General features: G+C 61.3%; 20 protein-coding genes. 13 read left to right on the top strand and 7 right to left on the bottom strand.

Annotated elements, in window-relative coordinates; all coding sequences use genetic code 11:
- Positions 1–95 precede the first annotated feature (95 nt).
- Positions 96–1472, bottom strand: coding sequence for a glutamine synthetase family protein (locus IF189_RS27105; RefSeq protein WP_085581012.1), 1377 nt, complete (start codon positions 1470–1472; stop codon positions 96–98).
- Positions 1473–1750: 278 nt separating this feature from the next.
- Here IF189_RS27105 and IF189_RS29255 point away from each other — a divergent pair, with 278 nt between their 5' ends.
- The 8 genes from IF189_RS29255 (at position 1751) to IF189_RS27065 (ending at position 10565) form a co-directional block, all read left to right on the top strand.
- A complete protein-coding gene (locus IF189_RS29255) occupies positions 1751–2110 on the top strand; it encodes a glutamine amidotransferase (protein WP_192552520.1) in 360 nt (119 codons plus the stop codon).
- A 94-nt stretch (positions 2111–2204) separates the two neighbouring features.
- Complete coding sequence (locus tag IF189_RS27095) at positions 2205–3563, top strand: glutamine synthetase family protein (RefSeq protein WP_011336448.1); 1359 nt, start codon at positions 2205–2207, stop codon at positions 3561–3563.
- A 56-nt stretch (positions 3564–3619) separates the two neighbouring features.
- Positions 3620–4984, top strand: a complete 1365-nt coding sequence (locus IF189_RS27090; protein WP_192552519.1) for an aspartate aminotransferase family protein — start codon at positions 3620–3622, stop codon at positions 4982–4984.
- 171 nt (positions 4985–5155) lie between these two features.
- Positions 5156–6265, top strand: a complete 1110-nt coding sequence (locus IF189_RS27085; protein ID WP_085708996.1) for a polyamine ABC transporter substrate-binding protein — start codon at positions 5156–5158, stop codon at positions 6263–6265.
- A 187-nt stretch (positions 6266–6452) separates the two neighbouring features.
- Positions 6453–7550: a polyamine ABC transporter substrate-binding protein gene (locus tag IF189_RS27080; protein ID WP_134828442.1), complete on the top strand. Its 1098-nt coding sequence runs from the start codon at positions 6453–6455 to the stop codon at positions 7548–7550.
- Positions 7551–7618: 68 nt separating this feature from the next.
- Positions 7619–8761 (top strand): ABC transporter ATP-binding protein, encoded by a 1143-nt coding sequence (locus IF189_RS27075; RefSeq protein WP_085708998.1) that lies wholly within the window; start codon positions 7619–7621, stop codon positions 8759–8761.
- 35 nt (positions 8762–8796) lie between these two features.
- Positions 8797–9678, top strand: coding sequence for an ABC transporter permease subunit (locus IF189_RS27070; protein WP_170931574.1), 882 nt, complete (start codon positions 8797–8799; stop codon positions 9676–9678).
- A complete protein-coding gene (locus IF189_RS27065; protein ID WP_134828441.1) occupies positions 9675–10565 on the top strand; it encodes an ABC transporter permease subunit in 891 nt (296 codons plus the stop codon). Before IF189_RS27070 ends, IF189_RS27065 begins: the two co-directional genes overlap by 4 nt.
- A 57-nt stretch (positions 10566–10622) precedes the next feature.
- Here IF189_RS27065 and IF189_RS27060 read toward each other — a convergent pair whose 3' ends face one another.
- The gene (locus IF189_RS27060; protein WP_192552518.1) at positions 10623–11264 is read right to left on the bottom strand and encodes an HD domain-containing protein; all 642 of its coding nucleotides are present in this window, start codon (positions 11262–11264) and stop codon (positions 10623–10625) included.
- A gap of 190 nt (positions 11265–11454) precedes the next feature.
- Between IF189_RS27060 and IF189_RS27055 the strand changes: the two genes are divergently transcribed.
- Positions 11455–12420: a GlxA family transcriptional regulator gene (locus IF189_RS27055; RefSeq protein ID WP_192553609.1), complete on the top strand. Its 966-nt coding sequence runs from the start codon at positions 11455–11457 to the stop codon at positions 12418–12420.
- A gap of 7 nt (positions 12421–12427) precedes the next feature.
- On the opposite strand, the gene IF189_RS27050 is transcribed toward IF189_RS27055, so the two are convergent.
- Both IF189_RS27050 and IF189_RS27045 read right to left on the bottom strand, forming a co-directional pair.
- The gene (locus IF189_RS27050) at positions 12428–14839 is read right to left on the bottom strand and encodes a penicillin acylase family protein (RefSeq protein ID WP_192552517.1); all 2412 of its coding nucleotides are present in this window, start codon (positions 14837–14839) and stop codon (positions 12428–12430) included.
- Positions 14840–14941: 102 nt separating this feature from the next.
- On the bottom strand, positions 14942–15520 hold the full coding sequence (locus IF189_RS27045; RefSeq protein ID WP_114886176.1) for a DUF6436 domain-containing protein: 579 nt from the start codon (positions 15518–15520) through the stop codon (positions 14942–14944).
- Positions 15521–15617: 97 nt separating this feature from the next.
- On the opposite strand from IF189_RS27045, the gene IF189_RS27040 reads away from it, so the two are divergent.
- Positions 15618–16568 (top strand): alpha/beta hydrolase, encoded by a 951-nt coding sequence (locus tag IF189_RS27040; protein WP_134828438.1) that lies wholly within the window; start codon positions 15618–15620, stop codon positions 16566–16568.
- Position 16569: 1 nt separating this feature from the next.
- Here the strand turns inward: IF189_RS27040 and IF189_RS27035 are convergent, their stop codons facing one another.
- Complete coding sequence (locus IF189_RS27035; protein WP_134828437.1) at positions 16570–17322, bottom strand: DUF2059 domain-containing protein; 753 nt, start codon at positions 17320–17322, stop codon at positions 16570–16572.
- 108 nt (positions 17323–17430) lie between these two features.
- On the opposite strand from IF189_RS27035, the gene IF189_RS27030 reads away from it, so the two are divergent.
- A complete protein-coding gene (locus IF189_RS27030) occupies positions 17431–18063 on the top strand; it encodes a 2OG-Fe(II) oxygenase (protein WP_192552516.1) in 633 nt (210 codons plus the stop codon).
- A gap of 1 nt (position 18064) precedes the next feature.
- Positions 18065–18550 carry a DUF523 domain-containing protein gene (locus tag IF189_RS27025; protein ID WP_192552515.1) on the top strand — a complete coding sequence of 162 codons (486 nt, stop codon included), beginning with the start codon at positions 18065–18067 and terminating at the stop codon, positions 18548–18550.
- A gap of 6 nt (positions 18551–18556) precedes the next feature.
- Here the strand turns inward: IF189_RS27025 and IF189_RS27020 are convergent, their stop codons facing one another.
- Complete coding sequence (locus IF189_RS27020; RefSeq protein ID WP_192552514.1) at positions 18557–19141, bottom strand: transporter substrate-binding domain-containing protein; 585 nt, start codon at positions 19139–19141, stop codon at positions 18557–18559.
- Between the two features lie 134 nt (positions 19142–19275).
- On the opposite strand from IF189_RS27020, the gene IF189_RS27015 reads away from it, so the two are divergent.
- Entirely contained in the window at positions 19276–19701 is a 426-nt protein-coding gene (locus IF189_RS27015) for a DUF4399 domain-containing protein (RefSeq protein WP_085709014.1), read from the top strand.
- Positions 19702–19764: 63 nt separating this feature from the next.
- On the opposite strand, the gene serA is transcribed toward IF189_RS27015, so the two are convergent.
- Positions 19765–20994, bottom strand: coding sequence for a phosphoglycerate dehydrogenase (gene serA / locus IF189_RS27010; protein ID WP_085709015.1), 1230 nt, complete (start codon positions 20992–20994; stop codon positions 19765–19767).
- Positions 20995–21077 lie beyond the last annotated feature (83 nt).

The following is a 21077-nucleotide window of genomic DNA, read 5'->3' as shown; positions in this document are numbered from 1 at the left end:
GCATTGTACGCAGAGCTTGAATCTCTGCCACAGAGGCCAATAAAAAAACGCCGCGGGCTGTGAAGCCAACGGCGTTTTCATGTGCTGCAGTCCGCTTAAACGGTGTGCAGGTACCAGTTGTACTCAAGGTCGGAGATGGAGTGTTCGAACTCCTCCAGCTCGCTTTCCTTGCAGGCGACGAAGATATCGATGTATTTCGGATCGATGTACTTGGCCATCACCTCGCTGTCGTCCAGCTCGCGCAGGGCATCACGCAAGTTGTTCGGCAGGCTCTGCTCGTTCTGCTCGTAGCTGTTGCCTTCGGTCGGGGCCGGTGGCTCGATCTTGTTGGTCAGGCCGTGATGCACGCCCGCCAGTACCGAAGCCATCAACAGGTACGGGTTGGCGTCGGCGCCGGCAACGCGGTGTTCCAGGCGGACCGCATCGGCGGAGCCGGTCGGTACGCGCAGGGCCACGGTGCGGTTGTCCAGGCCCCAGCTCGGCGAGTTCGGCACGTAGAACTGTGCGCCGAAACGACGGTAGGAGTTGACGTTGGGGCAGAGGAAAGCCATCTGCGCGGGCAGGGTCTCGAGCACACCGCCGATCGCGTGACGCAGCGCGGCGTTCTGCTCGGGATCCTCGCTGGCAAAAATGTTTTTGCCATCTTTGTCGAGAACCGAAATGTGCACATGCAGACCGTTGCCTGCCTGGCCAGGGTACGGCTTGGCCATGAAGGTGGTGTCCATTTCATGGTCGTAGGCGATGTTCTTGATCAGACGCTTGAGCAGTACCGCGTAGTCGCAGGCCTTGATCGGGTCGGCGACGTGGTGCAGGTTCACTTCGAACTGCGCCGGGGCACTTTCCTTGACGATGGCGTCGGCCGGGATGCCTTGCTCTTTCGCACCTTCCAGAATGTCCTGGAGGCAGTCGACGTATTCGTCGAGGTCGTCGATCAGGTAGACCTGGGTCGAATGCGGGCGTTTGCCGGAGATCGGCGAGCGTGGCGGCTGAGGGCGGCCGTTCACGTTTTCCTGGTCGATCAGGTAGAACTCGAGTTCGAATGCGGCGCAGATGGTCAAGCCCAACTCGTCAAACTTTGCAACAACTTGACGGAGCACTTCGCGCGGATCGGCGAAGAAAGGGTCGCCTTCGAGTTCGTGCATGGTCATCAGCAGTTGCGCGGTCGGGCGCTTCTGCCATGGCTCGTTGCACAGGGTATCGGGGATTGGATAGCAGATACGGTCGGCGTCGCCGATGTCCAGGCCCAGGCCGGTGCTTTCCACCGTCGAACCATTGATATCCAGAGCAAATAGAGAGGCCGGCAGGTTGATGCCTTTCTCGTAAACCTTGTGGAGGCTGGTGCGTTCGATGCGCTTGCCGCGCACCACACCATTCATATCCGCAATCAGAAGGTCAACGTACAGAACCTCAGGATGTTCCTTAAGGAACGCGTTCGCTTCGTTAAGCTGAACGGCACGCGGGGGTACCGACATGATGCAACACCTTTGTTGTTAAAAATATCAATCATTGATCTTTTCTGGTTTCAGTCAACCCGAACGGCATGCCGAAGTCAAGCGAGGCCTTTTTTGCCCCGAAAAAGCGCCGCGAGGGCATTTATGGGGCACTTTGGGGCATTTTTTTATCCGTGAAAGACGCGCCACCCGCAGGCTTGAGCAGGCCGTGTTGTATTTTTTACGGGGGTGTTGTGTAAAAAAATGAACAAGGCTAAGCTCGGGTCAAACCCATAACAGCAATAATACCGGGGTGCTTCATGTCTCGCCTGCCGTTAATCGGCGTCACCGACTGCTCCGTGCAGTACGGTCTGCATGCTTATCACATCAGTGGCGACACGTCCGTCCGCAGCGCAGCCGACAGCCAGGCTCGCATTCTGCCAGCGATCTCTTTGTCCATGGCGGATCAGGCGCCGGCGTCCGATATTCTGGACGCGGGGAAGGGCATCCTCTTCAGCGGTTCTCCTTTCAATATAGATCTCTTTCCTGCTCCCGGCCTGCACCGCGCCCGTCGCCGTGCCCGTGATTCTGCACACACTGGATGTGCACAGGAAATGCAACGCCAGCGTAAAGGGCAGGTAAGCTCCTCCTTCATTGTCGATGCGCGGTGCCAGGCGTAAGCCGGTACTGCGCGCAAACAAGCCCCCTTTAACGCGACGCCCCGTGCGTCAAACCTGCCTGACACGTGTCAGGAGACTCAGCCCAGAGGCATTTATGAGCAACAACCTCGACCAGCTCACCGATTGGTTGAAAGACCACAAGATCACAGAAGTCGAATGCATGATCGGCGACTTGACCGGCATCACCCGGGGCAAGATCTCGCCGACCAACAAGTTCATCGCCGAAAAAGGCATGCGCCTGCCAGAAAGCGTTCTGTTGCAGACCGTGACCGGCGACTACGTCGAAGACGACATCTATTACGAACTGCTCGACCCGGCCGACATCGACATGATCTGCCGCCCCGACCAGAACGCCGTGTACCTGGTGCCATGGGCCATCGAACCGACCGCCCAGGTGATCCACGACACCTATGACAAGCAAGGTAACCCGATCGAGCTGTCGCCGCGCAACGTGCTCAAGAAAGTCCTGAAACTCTATGCCGACAAGGGCTGGCAGCCAATCGTGGCGCCGGAAATGGAGTTCTACCTGACCAAACGCAGCGACGACCCTGACTATCCATTGCAGCCGCCGGTCGGCCGTTCCGGTCGTCCGGAAATCGGTCGCCAGTCGTTCTCCATCGAAGCGGCGAACGAGTTCGATCCGCTGTTCGAAGACGTCTACGACTGGTGCGAATTGCAGGAGCTGGACCTCGACACGTTGATCCACGAGGACGGCACCGCGCAGATGGAAATCAACTTCCGTCACGGTGATGCCCTGTCCCTGGCCGACCAGATTCTGGTGTTCAAGCGCACCATGCGTGAGGCCGCCCTCAAGCACAACGTGGCCGCGACCTTCATGGCCAAACCGATGACCGGCGAGCCGGGCAGTGCGATGCACCTGCACCAGAGCATCATCGACATCGAGACCGGCAAGAACGTGTTCTCCAATGACGACGGCACCATGAGCCAGCTGTTCCTGCACCACATCGGTGGCCTGCAGAAGCTGATCCCGGAGCTGCTGCCGCTGTTCGCACCGAACGTCAACTCGTTCCGCCGCTTCCTGCCGGACACCTCGGCACCGGTGAACGTGGAGTGGGGCGAAGAAAACCGCACCGTGGGCCTGCGCGTCCCGGATGCCGGCCCGCAGAACCGCCGGGTGGAAAACCGCCTGCCGGGCGCCGACGCCAACCCGTACCTGGCGATTGCCGCGAGCCTGCTCTGCGGCTACATCGGCATGGTCGAAGGCATCAACCCGAGCGCGCCAGTGGTGGGCCGTGGTTACGAGCGCCGCAACCTGCGCCTGCCGCTGACCATCGAAGACGCGCTGGAGCGTATGGAAAACAGCGCAACCATCGAGAAATACCTGGGCAAGACCTTCATCACCGGCTACGTCGCGGTCAAGCGGGCCGAGCATGAAAACTTCAAGCGCGTGATCAGTTCCTGGGAGCGTGAGTACCTGCTCTTCGCCGTCTGATACGCCGGGCGCGGTGGCCAGCCGCCGCGCCTTCACCGATAACAAGGAGAATTGGCATGACCAGCAACAACCCGCAAACCCGTGAGTGGCAAGCCCTCAGCAGCGAGCACCACCTGGCCCCGTTCAGCGACTTCAAGCAGCTGAAAGAAAAGGGTCCACGGATCATCACCAACGCCAAGGGCGTGTACCTGTGGGACAGCGAGGGCAACAAGATCCTCGATGGCATGGCGGGTCTGTGGTGCGTGGCGATCGGTTATGGCCGCGATGAGCTGGCGGGTGCTGCCGCGAAGCAGATGCGCGAACTGCCTTACTACAACCTGTTCTTCCAGACCGCGCACCCGCCGGCACTGGAACTGGCCAAGGCCATCGCAGACGTGGCGCCGGAAGGCATGAACCACGTGTTCTTCACCGGCTCCGGCTCCGAAGGCAACGACACCATGCTGCGCATGGTTCGCCACTACTGGGCGATCAAGGGCCAGCCGAACAAGAAAGTCATCATCAGCCGCAAGAACGGCTACCACGGTTCCACCGTGGCCGGCGCCAGCCTGGGCGGCATGACCTACATGCACGAACAGGGCGACCTGCCGATTCCGGGCATCGTCCACATCGCCCAGCCGTACTGGTTCGCCGAAGGCGGCGACATGACCCCGGAAGAATTCGGGATCTGGGCGGCCAATCAGCTGGAAGAGAAGATTCTGGAAGTCGGCGTCGACAACGTCGGTGCCTTCATTGCCGAGCCGATCCAGGGCGCCGGCGGCGTGATCATTCCGCCAGACACCTACTGGCCGCGCATCAAGGAAATCCTCGCCAAGTACGACATCCTGTTCGTGGCGGACGAAGTGATCTGCGGTTTCGGCCGTACCGGTGAATGGTTCGGCAGCGATTTCTACGACCTCAAGCCGCACATGATGACCATCGCTAAAGGCCTGACGTCCGGCTACATCCCGATGGGTGGCCTGATCGTGCGCGACGAAGTGGTGGCGGTGCTCAACGAGGGTGGCGATTTCAACCACGGCTTCACCTACTCCGGTCACCCGGTGGCGGCGGCGGTGGGTCTGGAAAACATCCGGATCCTGCGCGACGAAAAAATTATCGAGAACGCGCACAACGAAACGGCACCGTATTTGCAGAAACGTCTGCGCGAACTGAACGATCACCCGTTGGTGGGGGAAGTACGCGGAGTCGGTCTGCTGGGGGCCATCGAGCTGGTGCAGGACAAGGCCACTCGCAAGCGCTACGAAGGCAAGGGTGTGGGCATGATCTGCCGCCAGTTCTGCTTCGACAACGGACTGATCATGCGCGCCGTGGGCGACACCATGATCATTGCGCCGCCGCTGGTGATCAGCAAGGCGGAGATCGATGAGCTGGTTACAAAGGCACGCAAGTGCCTGGACCTGACCCTCAGTGCATTGCAGGGCTAAGTGCTAGGCTCTGAGCGATGGAGCTGTTGCGCTGTCGCTCGGAGCAGTTGGAAAGGCTGGTCTTTTCTTGAAAGACCGCCTCGTATCTTGCCAGACTAGCCGCGGTTCCAGTTGTCCGGGTTCGGCCGCTGAACAAAGTGGTTCAAAAAAGAAAAATTTGGAGCATGACGCATGAAGGCATTAGGTAAAAAGCTTGCTGGCAAGACTCTTCTGGCCCTGTCCGTCGCGGGCATGATGGCGGGCGCGGTTCACGCGGACGACAAAGTGCTGCACGTCTACAACTGGTCCGACTACATCGCTCCGGACACCATCGCGAACTTCGAGAAAGAGTCGGGGATCAAGGTGGTCTACGACGTATTCGATTCCAACGAAACCCTGGAAGCCAAGCTGCTGGCGGGCAAGTCCGGCTACGACGTGGTCGTGCCGTCCAACAACTTCCTGGCCAAGCAGATCAAGGCCGGTGTGTACCAGGAACTGGATCGCTCCAAGCTGCCTAACTGGAAGAACCTGAACCAGGACCTGCTCAAGGCCGTGTCGGTCAGCGACCCGGACAACAAGCACGCCTTCCCGTACATGTGGGGTTCGATCGGCATCGGCTACAACCCGGAGAAGGTCAAGGCTGCGCTGGGCGTCGACAAGATCGATTCCTGGGACGTGCTGCTGAAGCCGGAAAACATCGCCAAGCTCAAGGGCTGCGGCGTGAGCTTCCTCGATTCGCCGACCGAAATGCTGCCGGTCGCGCTGCACTACCTGGGCCTGCCAACCGACTCCCAGAAGAAAGAAGACATCAAGAAAGCCGAGGACCTGTTCCTCAAGATTCGTCCTTCGATCACCTACTTCCACTCCTCCAAGTACATCTCGGACCTGGCCAACGGCAACATCTGCGTAGCGGTCGGCTACTCGGGTGACGTGCAGCAGGCCAAGTCCCGTGCCGCCGAGGCCGGTGACAAGGTGAAAGTCAGCTACGCCATTCCGAAGGAAGGCGCTGGCAGCTTCTTCGACATGGTCGCCATTCCGAAGGATGCCGAAAACGTTGAAGGCGCCTACAAGTTCATGACCTTCCTGCAGAAGCCTGAAGTCATGGCCGGCATCACCAACGCCGTACGTTTCCCGAACGGTAACGCTGCTGCAACACCACTGGTAGAGAAAGACATCACCAGCGATCCAGGCATCTACCCGCCAGCCGACGTGCAGGCCAAGCTGTATGCCATCGCCGATCTGCCGGCGGCAACCCAGCGTGAAATGACGCGCAGCTGGACCAAGATCAAATCCGGCAAATAAGCCGGTTTGAAGCCGCAACCGCTGGCCGTCGCCTTCACCCGGGCGGCCAGCGGTGCAATTAAATGACAGAAAGTTTTGCTGGAACGGTTTTTCGAGGGTAAGTTGCGCGCCGGTTTTGTTGCCGGGCAACCGTGACTGTCATGCAGCGCGGGGCAACTTGGGCCCAACTAAATTAGAGGACCTCCACTTGCCTATTTTTTCTTCTTTGCGCAATGCCCTGCTGGCCGCTGCCGGCCTGACGTTCGCTGTCGGTGCCCAAGCCGCCGGTACTGTGCATATTTATAACTGGTCGGATTACATCGGCGAGACCACCCTGGCCGATTTCCAGAAAGAAACCGGGATCAAACCGGTCTACGACGTGTTCGATTCCAACGAAACCCTGGAAGGCAAACTGCTCGCCGGGCGCACCGGTTACGACGTGGTCGTGCCGTCGAACCACTTCCTCGGCAAGCAGATCAAGGCGGGCGCGTTCCAGAAGCTCGACAAGACGCAACTGACGAACTACGCCAATCTCGACCCGGTGCTGCTCAAGCGCCTGGAACAGAACGATCCGGGCAACCAGTACGCCGTGCCGTACCTGTGGGGCACCAACGGCATCGGCTACAACGTCGACAAAGTGAAGGCCGTGCTCGGCGTCGACAAGATCGACTCATGGAGCGTGCTGTTCGAACCCGAGAACATCAAGAAGCTGCACAGCTGCGGCGTGGCGTTCCTCGATTCGGCCGATGAAATGATGCCGACCGTGCTCAACTACATGGGTCTGAACGCCAACAGCACCGATCCCAAGGATTACGAGAAAGCCACGGCCAAATTGCTGGCGGTGCGTCCTTACGTGACCTACTTCCACTCCTCGAAATACATCGGTGACCTGGCCAACGGCGACATCTGCGTGGCCATCGGTTTCTCCGGCGACATCTTCCAGGCCAAGCACCGTGCCGAAGAAGCCAAGAAGGGCGTCAACATCGCCTACGCCATTCCGAAAGAGGGCGGCGCGCTCTGGTTCGACATGCTGGCGATTCCGAAGGATTCGGCCAACGTCAAAGAGGCCCACGCCTTCATCAACTATTTGCTGAAACCTGAGGTGATCGCCCAGGTCAGTGATTACGTCGGTTACGCCAACCCCAACCCGGGTTCGGACAAGCTGATGGAGCAGTCCATCCGCACCGACGAAGCGGTTTATCCACCGCAGGCCGTCCTCGACAAGACCTATGTGTCGATCGAGTTGCCACCGAATATTCAGCGTTTGATGACCCGCAGCTGGACCAAGGTCAAGTCGGGTAAATAACGCGCAAACCATCCTGGGTTCGTCTTGCGTGGGCGAACTGCACTCTTTTTTTTCTGGGAGTTTCGTAAATGGCAGTTGCCTCCGGCGCCTATAAGAAAGCCCTCGAGGGCGACCAGACACCGAAACAGGTGCTGGTTAAAATCGACCGGGTCACGAAGAAGTTCGACGAGACGGTTGCCGTGGACGATGTGTCCCTGGAAATCAAGAAGGGCGAAATCTTCGCCCTGCTCGGCGGTTCGGGATCGGGCAAATCCACTCTGCTGCGGATGCTGGCAGGGTTCGAACGGCCCACGGAGGGGCGCATTTTCCTCGACGGCGTCGACATCACCGACATGCCGCCGTACGAGCGACCGATCAACATGATGTTCCAGTCGTACGCCCTTTTCCCGCACATGACCGTGGCGCAGAACATCGCGTTCGGTTTGAAGCAGGACAAGATCCCGGCAGCCGAGATCGACGCCCGTGTGGCCGAGATGCTCAAACTGGTGCAGATGAGCCAGTACGCCAAGCGCAAGCCGCACCAGTTGTCCGGCGGCCAGCGTCAGCGTGTGGCGCTGGCGCGCTCCCTGGCCAAACGGCCGAAGCTGCTGCTGCTCGACGAGCCGATGGGCGCACTCGACAAAAAGCTGCGTTCGCAGATGCAGCTGGAACTGGTTGAGATCATCGAGCGCGTCGGCGTGACCTGCGTGATGGTGACCCACGACCAGGAAGAGGCCATGACCATGGCCGAGCGCATCGCGATCATGCACCTGGGCTGGATCGCCCAGATCGGCAGCCCGATCGACATCTACGAAACCCCGACCAGCCGTCTGGTCTGCGAATTCATCGGTAACGTGAACATCTTCGAAGGCGAAGTGATCGACGACGCCGAAGGCCACGCGACCATCACCTGCAAGGACCTCGACCGGCAGATCTACGTCGGCCACGGCATCAGCACCTCGGTGCAGGACAAGTCCGTGACCTACGCGATCCGTCCGGAAAAACTGCTGGTCACCGCCGAAATGCCGACCTGCGAATACAACTGGTCCAGCGGCAAGGTGCACGACATCGCCTACCTCGGCGGGCACTCGGTGTTCTACGTCGAATTGCCGAGCGGCAAGCTGGTGCAGTCGTTCGTGGCCAACGCGGAACGTCGTGGCGCACGTCCGACCTGGGGCGATCAGGTCTACGTGTACTGGGAAGATGACAGCGGCGTGGTACTTCGCTCATGAACATGCGCAAATTCAAACGCCGGCTCAATCGAATAATTCCCGGTGGCCGCCAACTGGTCATCGGGGTGCCGTTCATCTGGCTGTTCCTGTTCTTCATGCTGCCGTTCTTCATTGTTCTGAAGATCAGCTTCGCCGAAGCGGACGTGGCCATCCCGCCGTACACCGAGATCTACACCTACGCCGAGCAGAAGCTGCAGTTGCTGCTGAACCTGGGCAACTACGCGATGCTCGGCGACGACGAACTGTACATTTCGGCGTACCTCGGTTCGCTGAAGATGGCGTTCTTCAGCACGCTGCTGTGCCTGCTGATCGGCTACCCGATGGCCTATGCCATCGCCAGCGCCCGCAAGGAAGTGCAGACGGTGCTGGTGCTGCTGATCATGATGCCGACCTGGACCGCGATCCTGATCCGCGTTTACGCGTGGATGGGCATCCTCAGCAACAACGGCCTGCTCAACGGTTTCCTGATGAGCATGGGCTTGATTGACGAGCCGCTGCAGATCCTCAACACCAACCTCGCGGTGTACATCGGCGTCGTCTATTCGTACCTGCCGTTCATGATCCTGCCGCTGTACGCCAACCTGGTGAAGCACGACACCAGCCTGCTGGAAGCTGCGTCCGACCTGGGTTCGAGTACCTTCAACAGCTTCTGGAAAATCACCGTTCCGCTGTCCAAGAACGGGATCATCGCCGGCTGCATGCTGGTGTTCATCCCGGTGGTGGGCGAGTTCGTGATCCCGGAACTGCTCGGCGGTCCGGAAACCCTGATGATCGGTAAAGTGCTCTGGCAAGAGTTCTTCAACAACCGTGACTGGCCGGTGGCGTCCGCCCTGGCGGTGGTGATGCTGGCGATCCTGATCGTGCCGATCATCCTGTTCAACCGCAGTCAGGCCAAGGAAATGGAGGGTAAAGAATGAAGCGCTTCCGTTTCTCCAGCCTGATGCTGGTGCTCGGCCTGTTGTTCATCTACCTGCCGATGCTGATCCTGGTGATCTACTCGTTCAACGCCTCGAAACTGGTAACGGTGTGGGGCGGCTGGTCGATCAAGTGGTACGTCGGCCTGCTCGACAACACCCAGTTGATGGGCTCGGTGGTGCGCTCGCTGGAAATCGCCTGCTACACCGCCGTCGCGGCGGTGGCTCTGGGTACGCTGGCGGCCTTCGTGCTGACCCGCATCACCCGCTTCAAGGGCCGCACGCTGTTCGGTGGACTGGTCACCGCGCCGCTGGTAATGCCCGAGGTGATTACCGGTCTGTCGCTGTTGCTGCTGTTCGTGGCCATGGCACAGATGATCGGCTGGCCCCAGGAGCGTGGCATCGTCACCATCTGGATCGCCCACACCACGTTCTGTGCGGCGTATGTGGCGGTGGTGGTGTCGGCGCGTCTGCGTGAGCTGGACCTGTCGATCGAAGAGGCTGCGATGGACCTGGGTGCGCGGCCGTGGAAGGTGTTCTTCCTGATCACCATCCCGATGATCGCGCCGTCGCTGGCAGCGGGCGGCATGATGTCGTTCGCCCTGTCGCTGGACGACCTGGTGCTGGCGAGCTTCGTGTCCGGCCCGGGCTCGACGACCCTGCCGATGGAAGTGTTCTCGGCGGTGCGTCTGGGCGTGAAGCCCGAGATCAACGCCGTGGCCAGCCTGATTCTGCTGGCGGTGTCGCTGGTGACCTTCATGGTCTGGTTCTTCAGCCGCCGTGCCGAAGAGTCGCGCCGCAAGGCGATCCAGCAAGCCATCGAAGAAGGCGCTGCCGATTCGTGGAAACAACCGGACGTGCGCCGGGCGCAGGCGCCGGAAGCGGCTTAAGTCTGCAAACACAAAAAACCTCGCGACCGGTAACGGCCGCGAGGTTTTTTATGCCCGTCAGGAAATCCACGGAGACTGGCGAATGACCTCGACGAAATTCATCGGCTTGAACCCCGGCATCTGATCTTTCAGCACATCGGTCTTCACATTGCCGAACGTGGTCTGAGGGCGATGACGCAAGCCGTCGGCAAACGCGCAGATGATGCACTCCTTGAAACCCTCGCCCCTTGGGTGCGCATGCACCACCGCCTCGCGCTGCACCGTGGTGAACGCCGCGTAATCCATGCCCAGCACATCCATCTCGACGCCTGCGGTCACCAGCGCCACGGTCGGACGCAAATGCTTCGGCACGCCCGGCGTGGTGTGCAGGGCGATCGACAGCCAGACCTGCTCGATGTCGTCGTCGCTCAACCCGTAAGGCTTGAGAAAAGCCGCCGCCGCGTTGGCGCCATCCACTTCGAAACGTTCGTCATCGCTGCGGTGGCCGTCGACCAGGCCCAGATCGTGAAACATCGCGCCGACGTACAGCAACTCCGGATCGTAGGCCAGTTGCCGGCGTTCGCCGCTCAAGGCACCGAACAGAAACACCCGGCGCGAGTGGTGGTAGAGCAGGTCGGATTCGATGTCGCGGATGTACTCGGTGGTGGCCCGGGCGAGGGCGCTGTCGGGAATCTTGATACCGGCGATGGTCGTGGTCATGTTGAGCTTCCTCGTCGAAAACGCCGTTGCGGCGCTGATGGAGAAAGTCTGTTCCCGGGGGCAAAACCGGACAATCGATCCATGGCTGCGATCCTTGCCATTCCACCTGCAAATCGTGCCAGCTCGCTTCTGCGGCGCGGATTGGCTAGGGTTGGCGCTGATTCGCCATTCCCAGGGAGCCGACATCGCCATGAACAAAACCGTCGCCATCGTGGTGTTCCCCGGCGTGCAGGCGCTGGACGTCAGCGGGCCCATGGATGTGTTCGCCGAGGCGAATCGTTTTTTGGCGGCGGAGGATCATTACCGGCTCGAGGTGATCGGCGTCGAGCGCGGGCCAATGGCGTGTTCCAACGGGCTGACCCTGAGTGCGCATCGGCACTTCAGCGACGTGCGGGAAGCTTATGACTTGCTGCTGGTGGCCGGCGGACCGCAGTTGCCGTTCCTGGATTTCGGCGAGGCGTTCGATGCGTGGTTGCGCGAGGCTTGCGGGCGGGCGCGGCGTTTTGGTTCGATCTGCAACGGCGCGTTCATGCTCGCCCGTGCCGGGTTGCTGGAGGGGCGCACGGTCACCACCCACTGGAATGACGCCGAGGCGCTGGCGCAGTTGTGCCCGTCGAGCCGGGTCGAAGCCGATCGGTTGTACGTCGAGGATGGCCAGCTCTACACCTCGGCGGGGGTGACGGCGGGGATCGACCTGTCGCTGTACCTGCTGGCGCGTGATTACGGAGCCGAAGTGGCGCTGAGCGTGGCCAAGCGGCTGGTAGTGTTCACCCAGCGCTCGGGCGGGCAGTCGCAGTTCAGCCCGTTCCTCACGCCCCACGCCGAACCGACGTCGGCGGTGGCGATGGTGCAGCTATACGTGTTGGCCAACCTCACCGGCGACCTGACCATCGCCGACCTGGCGAATGCCGCCAACATGAGTGCGCGGAATTTCTCCCGGGTGTTTGCCCGGGAGGCGAAAGTCACCCCGGCGGAGTTCGTCGAGCGGGCGCGGGTGGATGCGGCGCGGGTGATGCTGGAAAGCACCACTGCGCCGCTGAAGACCGTGGCGTATCAATGCGGGTTTCGCGATGCGCAACACATGCGCAGCGTGTTCAACCGCCGGCTGGGGGTGACGCCGCAGCAGTTTCGGCTGAACTTCGCGGCGATGGTTTGAGCGGCGCTTATTGCGCCGCCCGCGCCGGTAACAGCTTCAAGGTACTGCGCGTATTCGCCGTCACCTCTTCATCACTGAAATGCGCCTGCACATACAGCCCGTCCACATACGCCTCCGCCTGATCGTCATAGTGGCTGTCGAACGGCACGCCGCTCTGGCCGACCGGGTTGATGGTCAGGCTGTGGGCCGGATCAGCGAAGTCCACCAGCCGCCGGGTCGACGGGCCGTAGGTCACCGGCCACGGCGCCGGGCCGATCTTCGCCGAGAGGTTGTTCGGTACTTCGTGGGAGCCGGGTGCGGCGAACGGGCCGACATTGAAAATCCGGTCCAGCGGCTTCTGCTGCCCCAGCGGATGACCATGGGTCAGCGTGTGGGCCTTGCCCCATTGCCAGCCGGAGGCATCGTCGCCGAGGGTCTGTTTCAGGTGCGTGATGCTGGCCTGCCACGCGGTGCGCACGGTGTCGGCGCGAGTTTCCTTGCCCGGGGTGTTGCGGTTGTCCCACCACGGTGAGTCGGCGTTCGCCGCCAGTCGCGGCAGCGCTGCGTCGAGCACCCGGGTCGACAGCAGAGTCTCGAACATGTCGTTACCCAGCTCATCGCGCATCGCCGCGTCGGCCAGGTCGTAGAGGAACTGGTTGAACACCGTCGCGCTGACCGAATCCAGCGGGTAGTCGCCTTGCCACTGCGCCAGTTGCTCGACCAGTTTCAGCTGCGCCTGGTCGGTCACCACTTCACGCAGTACCGGCAACAACGGCGCCAGCACGCGCGGGCCATAGCCGGTGGTGGTGCCCAGTTGCAGCTTCTGGTTGGCTTCGTTATCCCACTTCACATTCTTGTCGGCGAGCTGGCGGTTAAGTTGCTGGCCACGGTCGGCGAGGTTGTAGTAACCGGGAATCTCCATGCCGGTCGGCGATACGGGCTGGAAGTTGGCCGAGACGATATAGCCCCGCGCCGGGTTCTCTTCCTGCGGGTTGGCGCTGAACGGGAAGTAGCCGTCCTTGTCCGCCTGATTGCTGCTGCCATCGAGGATGAACTCGGGTTTGACCCCGGCCGGCCGCTTGGGCAGCAGCGCCGAAGCCCACCAGGCGATATCGCCCTTGGCGTTGGCGTAGACGATGTTCAGCCCCGGTGCCTGCACCTTGGCTGCTGCGGCACGGGCCTTGGCCAGGGTGTCGGCGCGGTTGAGCTGGTAGAAGCCTTCGAGGATCGGGTTCGGTGTTTCGAGGAACGCCCACCACATCGCAATCGGGGTTTTTCCGGCGGCGCTGCCGAGGGCGTCGTTGACGATCGGCCCGTGGGGCGACTGGCGCAGGGTGATAGTCACCGGCGCCTGGCCTTTCACCGCGATCTGCTGCTCGGTGCTGACCATGTCGGTCCACTGGCCGTGATACCAGACCTGATTCGGGTTGTCCGGATTGACCTTCTCGGCGATCAGGTCCAGGTCATCGTTCTGGAACATGGTCAGGCTCCAGCCGAAATCCAGGTTGTGCCCCAGGAACGCAAACGGCACCAGTGCCTGATGATGGCCGTAAAGCTCAAAACCCGGCGCCGACAGCTGCGCTTCGTACCACACCGACGGCACCGAGAAGCGGATGTGCGGGTCGCCGGCCAACAATGCCTTGCCGCCCTTGCTGCGACTGCCGGCGATCACCCAGGCGTTGCTGCCTTCGAACTGCGGCAGGCCGTTGTCGATCAGTGCCTGTTCGCTGAGGCGGGCGAGGGCGTTCAGGTCTTTCCAGTCATCGGCAGCGAGGGCCGGTGCGGTGCCGGCGCGGCCCTTTGCGAGCACACCCTTGGGCTGCCAGTCGAGGTCGAAGACGTTGAGGTAGTCGGCACCCAACTGATCGCGCACGTAGGTCAGCAGCGGCTCGGTGCGAAACGCGGCGGCGAAGCTGTAAGCCATGTATCCGGCGACGCTGATGGTGTCTTCGGCAGTGAAAGGCCGCTTGGGGATGCCCAGCACGTCGAACTCGACAGGGGCGGCGTGCGAGTCCTGATACTGGTTGATGCCGTCCAGATAGGCTTGCAGGGCCTTCCACGGCGGCGACTGCTTGTCGAGACCGGCCACGTAACTGGCGGCACGTTCACGAATGCGCAGGCTGCGGAACAACTTGTCGGTGTCGAGCAGTTTCGGTCCCAGCACTTCGGCCAGTTCGCCCCGGGCCAAGCGGCGCATGGCTTCCATCTGGAACAGCCGGTCCTGGGCGTGCACGTAGCCGAGGGCGCGATAGAGATCTGTTTCGTTTTCAGCACGGATGTGCGGCACGCCGCGCTCGTCGTAACGCACGGTCACCGAGCCTTGCAGGTTGCGCAGTTCCACCTGGCCCTGACGCGTCGGTTGCTTGCTGTACACGTACCAGCCGCCGGCGGCGAGCAGGACAACGATGAGCAAGGCAAGAACGGTGAAGACGCGTTTCATGGTGACTCCTTGTGCATTCGGGATTGCCGCCCGTCGGGCTGCAAACAATTAGCACACGCCTCGTGTGCCGTGCATCGCTGTCCTTGAAATGTCCGGAATGCCTTACTTCGTCTCCACCGGCCACGGGCAGTAGCAACCGACCGCCAGCGTGTGAGTGGCATTCACCGGACGATCATCACTCAATGCCTGCAGGATCGGTTCGATAAAACTGTTGCTGGAGTTGCAGGTCAGTCCTTCGCTGTAGGGGCCGAAGTAAGCCAGTTTGCCGCTGCGGTCCCAGATCGCCACGGCGGGGCTGGCGGGGATCTGTTCAGAGCCGGGCAGCACTGCGATGGTCTTGAGGTTGCTGAGAGTGGCGGGCAACTGGCCGTGGCTGCCGGCCTTCTGCACGGCGAAGAACTCCACGCCCTTGGGGCCGAACTGTTCGACCATTTCGGTCAGGTGCTGTTGATTGCCGACGTTGCACGGGCAGGCCGGGTCCCAGAAGTGCACCAGGCGGATATTGCCGGGGCCGGCGAGGTCGTCGGGCAGACGCAGCGGATCGCCCGAAAACACCGCCGTATGTTCGCTGAACGCCCGCAGATAGCGGCCCTGAAACCAGTCGTACGCAGCCCACAGCACACCGGCACACACGATGGCGAGCAGGCTGGCAAACAGTGCGGTGCGGTAGGGCGGGCGCATGGTTTTCGATCCTCAGAGGCGCGCTAGCTTGCCATGCTTGCTTCTACAGATGAATATCGCAGGCCGATAAAGTCCGTTTACCGTTCTGGAATTGCCCATGTCTGTTGCTTTCGATCCCGATCATCTGCGCGCGAGCCTCAAGCCGTTGGCCGAGTGGCAGCCGTTGTCCGAGGAGGCGAAGGCGTATCAGCGGTTCTACAAGACCGACTTTCCGGAGCGCGATGTCTGGCGCGGCATGGGCCGCTTCGACGTCGATGGTTATGAACTCGTCAGCCATTGCTGGTGGCCGGCGGAAACGGCCAAGGCCACGCTGTTTCTGGTGCACGGTTTTTACGATCACACCGGCCTCTACCGGCATGTGATCGAGTGGGCGCTGGATCTGGGGTTTGCAGTGATTGCCTGTGACTTGCCCGGGCATGGCCTGTCGAGCGGCCCACGGGCGAGCATCCGCGATTTCTCGGAGTATCAGGATGCGCTGCAGGGTTTGTTCGCCGAGGCGCGCTCGATTGCGTTGCCGCAGCCGTGGCACCTGTGCGGGCAAAGCACGGGCGGGGCGATCATTGTCGATCACGTGCTCAATCACGGTGAGAACAGCCCGGCCCAGGGCCAGTTGATTTTGCTGGCGCCGCTGGTGCGTCCACGGGCCTGGGGCTGGTCGCAGTTCAGTTATTACTTGCTGCGACCCTTCGTCCGGGGCATCGCACGGCGTTTCAGCGAGAACTCCAACGATCCGGATTTCCTGCCGTTCCTGCAGGCCGATCCGTTGCAGCCCAAACGTCTGCCGACGGCGTGGGTCGGGGCGCTGTCACGCTGGATCAAGCGGGTGGAATACGCGAAGAAAAGTCCGCGCCGGCCGCTGATCGTCCAGGGCCAGGCAGACATGACCGTGGACTGGCAGCACAACCTGCAAGTGATGAAATGGAAGTTCGACCGGCCGCAGATTCTGCTGCTGGCCGAGGCGCGGCATCACCTGGCCAATGAAACGGCAGAGATGCGCGAGGAGTATTTCGAGTTTCTGAGCAAGCGGATCAAGGGTCGCAATCCCTAGATCACTGGCTGAGGTTCGAGGTGCTCTGGCCGACGGCCAACCCGGCGCGGATTGCTGACAGCGCGGCCTGATAGTAGGCCTTGCCTTCGGTGGACTCGGCAAAGGTCGCGAACTCTTCCAGCTCTTCATCCGACAGATCGCGATAAACGTACAGCAGTGTGTTGTTCAGGTCGGCACCGATCTGATCCATCAGGCGCTGACGTTGTCCGTTCAACATGCCCTGGGCCTGACCGCCACCGAGCAGGCCGGGGATCATCGAACTCAGGCTGTCTGCCGCCACACCGGCAATCGCCAGGCTGACTTCGGCACCGGCTTCGCGAGCGGGCAAGGCCTGGGCGAGGTGGCCGATGATCAGCAGGCGGCTGTCACTGGCCGGCATCTTCGGCAGGCCCTTGGCGTTTTTCGCCAACTGATCGCGACGGGTCGCCAGCAGTTCGGCGGCGACGATCTTCTTGCCCAGCGGTGACTGAAAGAACGACAGGGCCGGTTTCGGATCGGCGAGGTTCTTGCGCAGTTGCGCTTCGGCCCGTTGATCCACGGCCTGCGGAGCAAAGCGCTGATTGCTGTTGTTCACCAGCGCCTGAAACACCGCCGGCGGCAGGCTGCTCTGGTAACGCTGTTGCGCGGCGCTCAGGGCGTCATTGAAATGCGCACGTTGGTCCGGCCAGCCGGCGACCTTGTACAACTGGTCGTGGCCGTCTGCCCAGGCGGGCAAAACGCAGAACATCAACAGTGAAAAAAGCAAACGGCGCATAGGGACTCCTGTCGGCAGCGGACTATTCTCCGTGCGGTGCCAGTACTTGTCGAGAATTCGTATCAAGCCGCCGCGTGGCTCTGTCGGAATTCTTGCCGCAGGCATACTATGCGCGCCATGCAAATATCCTCTGAACACCCGCTGCTGTTACGTATCGTCGACGACCTGGCCGAGCGTGGCTGGTCGCAGCAGAACATATTCCTGCCTGCGGATCTGACCCGCGCGCTGGCCGCCGAGTGCCGTAAACGTGAGGCCGAAGGTGAACTGGCACCGGCGGGCGTCGGACGCGGGCCGTTTTCGGAGGTCCGCGAGGGCATTCGCGGCGACCATATCCAATGGATCGATCCCGGTCAGGCGGAGGCCAGCGACCGTTATCTGAACTTGATGGACAGCCTGCGCGAGGCCCTCAATCGCGGGCTGTTCCTCGGTCTGGAAGACTTCGAATGCCATTTCGCCCTGTACCCGCCGGGTGCGTTCTACCGCAAGCATGTCGACCGTTTTCGCGACGATGACCGGCGCATGGTCTCGGCAGTGATCTACCTCAACGACGGCTGGCTGCCGGAGGATGGCGGGCAGTTGCGCATGTATCTGGATGGTGATCGGGTCCATGACGTGCAACCCACCGGCGGTTGTCTGGTGGTGTTCCTCTCGGGTGAAGTGCCCCACGAAGTGTTGCCGGCGCAGCGCGAGCGCTTGTCGCTGACCGGCTGGTTCCGCCGTCGCGGCAACGAGCCGTTCTGAGATGCAGAAGATCCTCGTCAGTCGCTGCCTGCTCGGCCATCGCGTGCGTTATGACGGTGGGGCCAGCGGGCCGTTCGATCTGCTGGAACAGTGGATTGCCGAGGGGCGTGTCGTACCGTTGTGCCCGGAAGTCGCTGGTGGTTTGCCGACGCCACGAGCGGCGGCGGAGATTCCGGGCGGGCAGGGCGGTGAAGTGCTCGATGGCCTTGCGGCGGTGATCACCACCGAAGGCGAGGACGTCAGTGCGCAGTTTCTCGATGGCGCCCGCCAGGCGCTGGAGCTGGTGCAGAAACACGGAATTTGTGTGGCTGTGCTCAAGGCCAACAGTCCTTCCTGCGGGAATCTGCTGACCTATGACGGGACGTTCAGTGGCGTAAAGGTGAGTGGCGAGGGTGTCACGGCTGCTTTGCTCAAGCGCCATGGCGTGCAGGTCTTCAACGAACTCGAACTGCCGCAGGCTGCACAAGCGCTCAAGACGCTCGACTAGGCACCCTCACTTCAGGTCTTCAGAGGCCTGCACGCTCAACCACTTCTTCGACAGCGCCTCCAGCCGCCCATCCGCCCTGATCCGCTGCAACGCATTCTCAAGGCTCGCCTGAAACGCCGGGTTGCCCTTCTGAAACGGAATCGCCAGATCCATCGGCGGCCCGACCTTCGGTTTCTCTTCCGTCAGCGCCTGGACCAGCACCAGCGGGCGGGGCTGTTCATCCTTTTTCGCCAGCAGTTGCGCACTGACCTGCGTGTAAGGTTGGCTCACGTCGAAACGATCCTTGAGTTCCGGGGTCAGTGCTATGTGGTTGAGCGCGACGTCGTACTTGCCGCTTTCGACGCCCTGGAGCAGATCGGCTTCGTCGGTGACGATGAAGTCGGCGCGTACATCCAGCTCGTTGGCCAGCTGTTGCCCAAGCTCGACCTCGAACCCCGTGAGTGTGTCGCCGTCCTTGAAATTGAAGGGCGGTGTATTAGCCTCTAGGGCTATGCGCAACTCGCCACGGTCGTTGACGTCATCAATCAGTTCGGCGTGAGCCAGCGGGCTCAGAAGGGGTAGCAGGCAGATCAGGCCAGGCAGAAAACGCATGGTCACTCCTTTGAAATCATTGTCGCGGCCTGTTGGTCAGGCTCGCTTTGCTATGGTTGTCGAGTGCCTTCGACAACGAATGGTCATGAAGTTGTCATGACCGCGCGGATTTTACGGAAAAACTGGAGAAGAGAATGAAAACATTCATGTCACGTGCTGCTTTGGCTGGTTTGCTGATGGGCGTTTCGGTGCTGGCCAGTGCGGCCACGCCGGCGCCGAAGGGGGCCGAAGTGTTCATCGTTTCTCCCGAAGACGGAGCAAAGGTTTCGCAGACCTTCACCGTCAAGTTCGGCACCAAGGATGTCGCGCTGGCACCGGCCGGTGATGCCACACCGAATACCGGTCACCACCATCTGCTGATCGACGCCAAAGAAATCGTTCCGGCCGGCGCAGTGGTGCCGACCGACGCCAACCACATGCATTTCGGCAAGGCCCAGACCTTCGCCGAGATCAAACTGGCGCCAGGCAAGCACACCTTGCAGCTGGAGCTGGGTGACAAGAACCACATGGCTTTCGATCCACCCGTGGTCTCGAAGAAAATCACCATCACCGTGGAATGATTTTTCCACCGGCATGAAAAAGGGAGCCCCGAGGGGCTCCCTTTTTTGTCGCTCAGCGCCGGATCAGAACAACACGCGGCTACGGATGGTGCCGTTGACGTGTTGCAGCTTCTCTTGCGCCAGCTCCGAGTACTCGGCGTCGACGTCGATCACCACGTAGCCGACCTTCTCGTTGGTCTGCAGGAACTGACCGGAGATGTTGATGCCGTTTTCGGCGAAGACCTTGTTGATCTCGCTCATCACACCCGGGATGTTCTCGTGGATGTGCAGCAGACGGTGCTTGCCAGGGTGAGCCGGCAGGGCCACTTCCGGGAAGTTCACGGACGATACCGACGTACCGTTGTCGCTGTACTTGACCAGTTTTTCTGCCACTTCCAGACCGATGTTGGCCTGCGCTTCAGCGGTGGAGCCGCCGATGTGCGGGGTCAGGATCACGTTGTCCAGGCCACGCAGCGGGCTTTCGAACTCTTCGTCGTTGGAGCGCGGCTCTACCGGGAACACGTCGATGGCGGCGCCGATCAGGTGTTTGTCCTTGATCGCGGCGGCCAGGTGATCCAGCTCGACTACGGTGCCGCGTGCAGCGTTGATCAGGATGCCGCCCTTCTTGATGGCGCGGATTTCCTTCTCGCCGATCATCCACTGGGTCGCAGCGGTTTCCGGAACGTGCAGGGTGACGATGTCGGACATGCCCAGCAGCTCGTGCAGGTTGCCGACCTGGGTCGCGTTGCCCAGCGGCAGCTTGGTCACGGTGTCGTAGAAGAACACCTGCATGCCCAGACCTTCGGCCAGGACCGACAGCTGAGTACCGATCGAGCCGTAGCCGACGATGCCCAGTTTCTTGCCACGGATCTCGAAGGAGTTGGCTGCGGACTTGATCCAGCCGCCACGGTGGCAGGAAGCGTTTTTCTCAGGGATGCCGCGCAGCAGCAGGATCGCTTCGGCCAGCACCAGCTCGGCCACGGAGCGGGTGTTGGAGTACGGTGCGTTGAACACGGCGATGCCGCGCTCGCGGGCCGCTTCCAGGTCGACCTGGTTGGTGCCGATGCAGAAACAGCCGACTGCCACCAGCTTCTTCGCGTGATCGAAGATCTCTTCGGTCAGTTGGGTGCGCGAACGAATGCCGATGAAGTGAGCGTCAGCGATCTTTTCCTTGAGCTGGTCTTCCGGCAGGGAGCCAGTCAGGTATTCGATGCTGGTGTAGCCCGCCGCCTTGAGGACGTCGACAGCCGATTGGTGGACGCCTTCGAGAAGAAGGAACTTGATCTTGCTCTTATCGAGAGAAGTCTTGCTCATCTGCGTAAACCTGTATCCCGGAGAAAAATGGCAGGAAATGGTCAACAGACATTGACCTTGACGACAAGAAAGCCGTCACCGCA

The organism is Pseudomonas sp. IzPS59 (genome assembly GCF_014863505.1).
In the GTDB taxonomy this organism is placed as follows: domain Bacteria; phylum Pseudomonadota; class Gammaproteobacteria; order Pseudomonadales; family Pseudomonadaceae; genus Aquipseudomonas; species Aquipseudomonas kribbensis.
The sequence above is the reverse complement of the archived record's forward strand: the minus strand, read 5'-3'. Positions and strand labels throughout refer to the sequence as shown.

Excerpts from the sequence above, each read along its gene's own strand:
- IF189_RS27105 (WP_085581012.1), bottom strand. The coding sequence starts at position 1,472 with ATGTCGGTACCCCCGCGTGCCGTTCAGCTTAACGAAGCGAACGCGTTC.
- IF189_RS29255 (WP_192552520.1), top strand. The coding sequence starts at position 1,751 with ATGTCTCGCCTGCCGTTAATCGGCGTCACCGACTGCTCCGTGCAGTAC.
- IF189_RS27095 (WP_011336448.1), top strand. The coding sequence starts at position 2,205 with ATGAGCAACAACCTCGACCAGCTCACCGATTGGTTGAAAGACCACAAG.
- IF189_RS27090 (WP_192552519.1), top strand. The coding sequence starts at position 3,620 with ATGACCAGCAACAACCCGCAAACCCGTGAGTGGCAAGCCCTCAGCAGC.
- IF189_RS27085 (WP_085708996.1), top strand. The coding sequence starts at position 5,156 with ATGAAGGCATTAGGTAAAAAGCTTGCTGGCAAGACTCTTCTGGCCCTG.
- IF189_RS27075 (WP_085708998.1), top strand. The coding sequence starts at position 7,619 with ATGGCAGTTGCCTCCGGCGCCTATAAGAAAGCCCTCGAGGGCGACCAG.
- IF189_RS27065 (WP_134828441.1), top strand. The coding sequence starts at position 9,675 with ATGAAGCGCTTCCGTTTCTCCAGCCTGATGCTGGTGCTCGGCCTGTTG.
- IF189_RS27060 (WP_192552518.1), bottom strand. The coding sequence starts at position 11,264 with ATGACCACGACCATCGCCGGTATCAAGATTCCCGACAGCGCCCTCGCC.
- IF189_RS27055 (WP_192553609.1), top strand. The coding sequence starts at position 11,455 with ATGAACAAAACCGTCGCCATCGTGGTGTTCCCCGGCGTGCAGGCGCTG.
- IF189_RS27050 (WP_192552517.1), bottom strand. The coding sequence starts at position 14,839 with ATGAAACGCGTCTTCACCGTTCTTGCCTTGCTCATCGTTGTCCTGCTC.
- IF189_RS27045 (WP_114886176.1), bottom strand. The coding sequence starts at position 15,520 with ATGCGCCCGCCCTACCGCACCGCACTGTTTGCCAGCCTGCTCGCCATC.
- IF189_RS27040 (WP_134828438.1), top strand. The coding sequence starts at position 15,618 with ATGTCTGTTGCTTTCGATCCCGATCATCTGCGCGCGAGCCTCAAGCCG.
- IF189_RS27035 (WP_134828437.1), bottom strand. The coding sequence starts at position 17,322 with ATGCGCCGTTTGCTTTTTTCACTGTTGATGTTCTGCGTTTTGCCCGCC.
- IF189_RS27030 (WP_192552516.1), top strand. The coding sequence starts at position 17,431 with ATGCGCGCCATGCAAATATCCTCTGAACACCCGCTGCTGTTACGTATC.
- IF189_RS27025 (WP_192552515.1), top strand. The coding sequence starts at position 18,065 with ATGCAGAAGATCCTCGTCAGTCGCTGCCTGCTCGGCCATCGCGTGCGT.
- IF189_RS27020 (WP_192552514.1), bottom strand. The coding sequence starts at position 19,141 with ATGCGTTTTCTGCCTGGCCTGATCTGCCTGCTACCCCTTCTGAGCCCG.
- IF189_RS27015 (WP_085709014.1), top strand. The coding sequence starts at position 19,276 with ATGAAAACATTCATGTCACGTGCTGCTTTGGCTGGTTTGCTGATGGGC.
- serA (WP_085709015.1), bottom strand. The coding sequence starts at position 20,994 with ATGAGCAAGACTTCTCTCGATAAGAGCAAGATCAAGTTCCTTCTTCTC.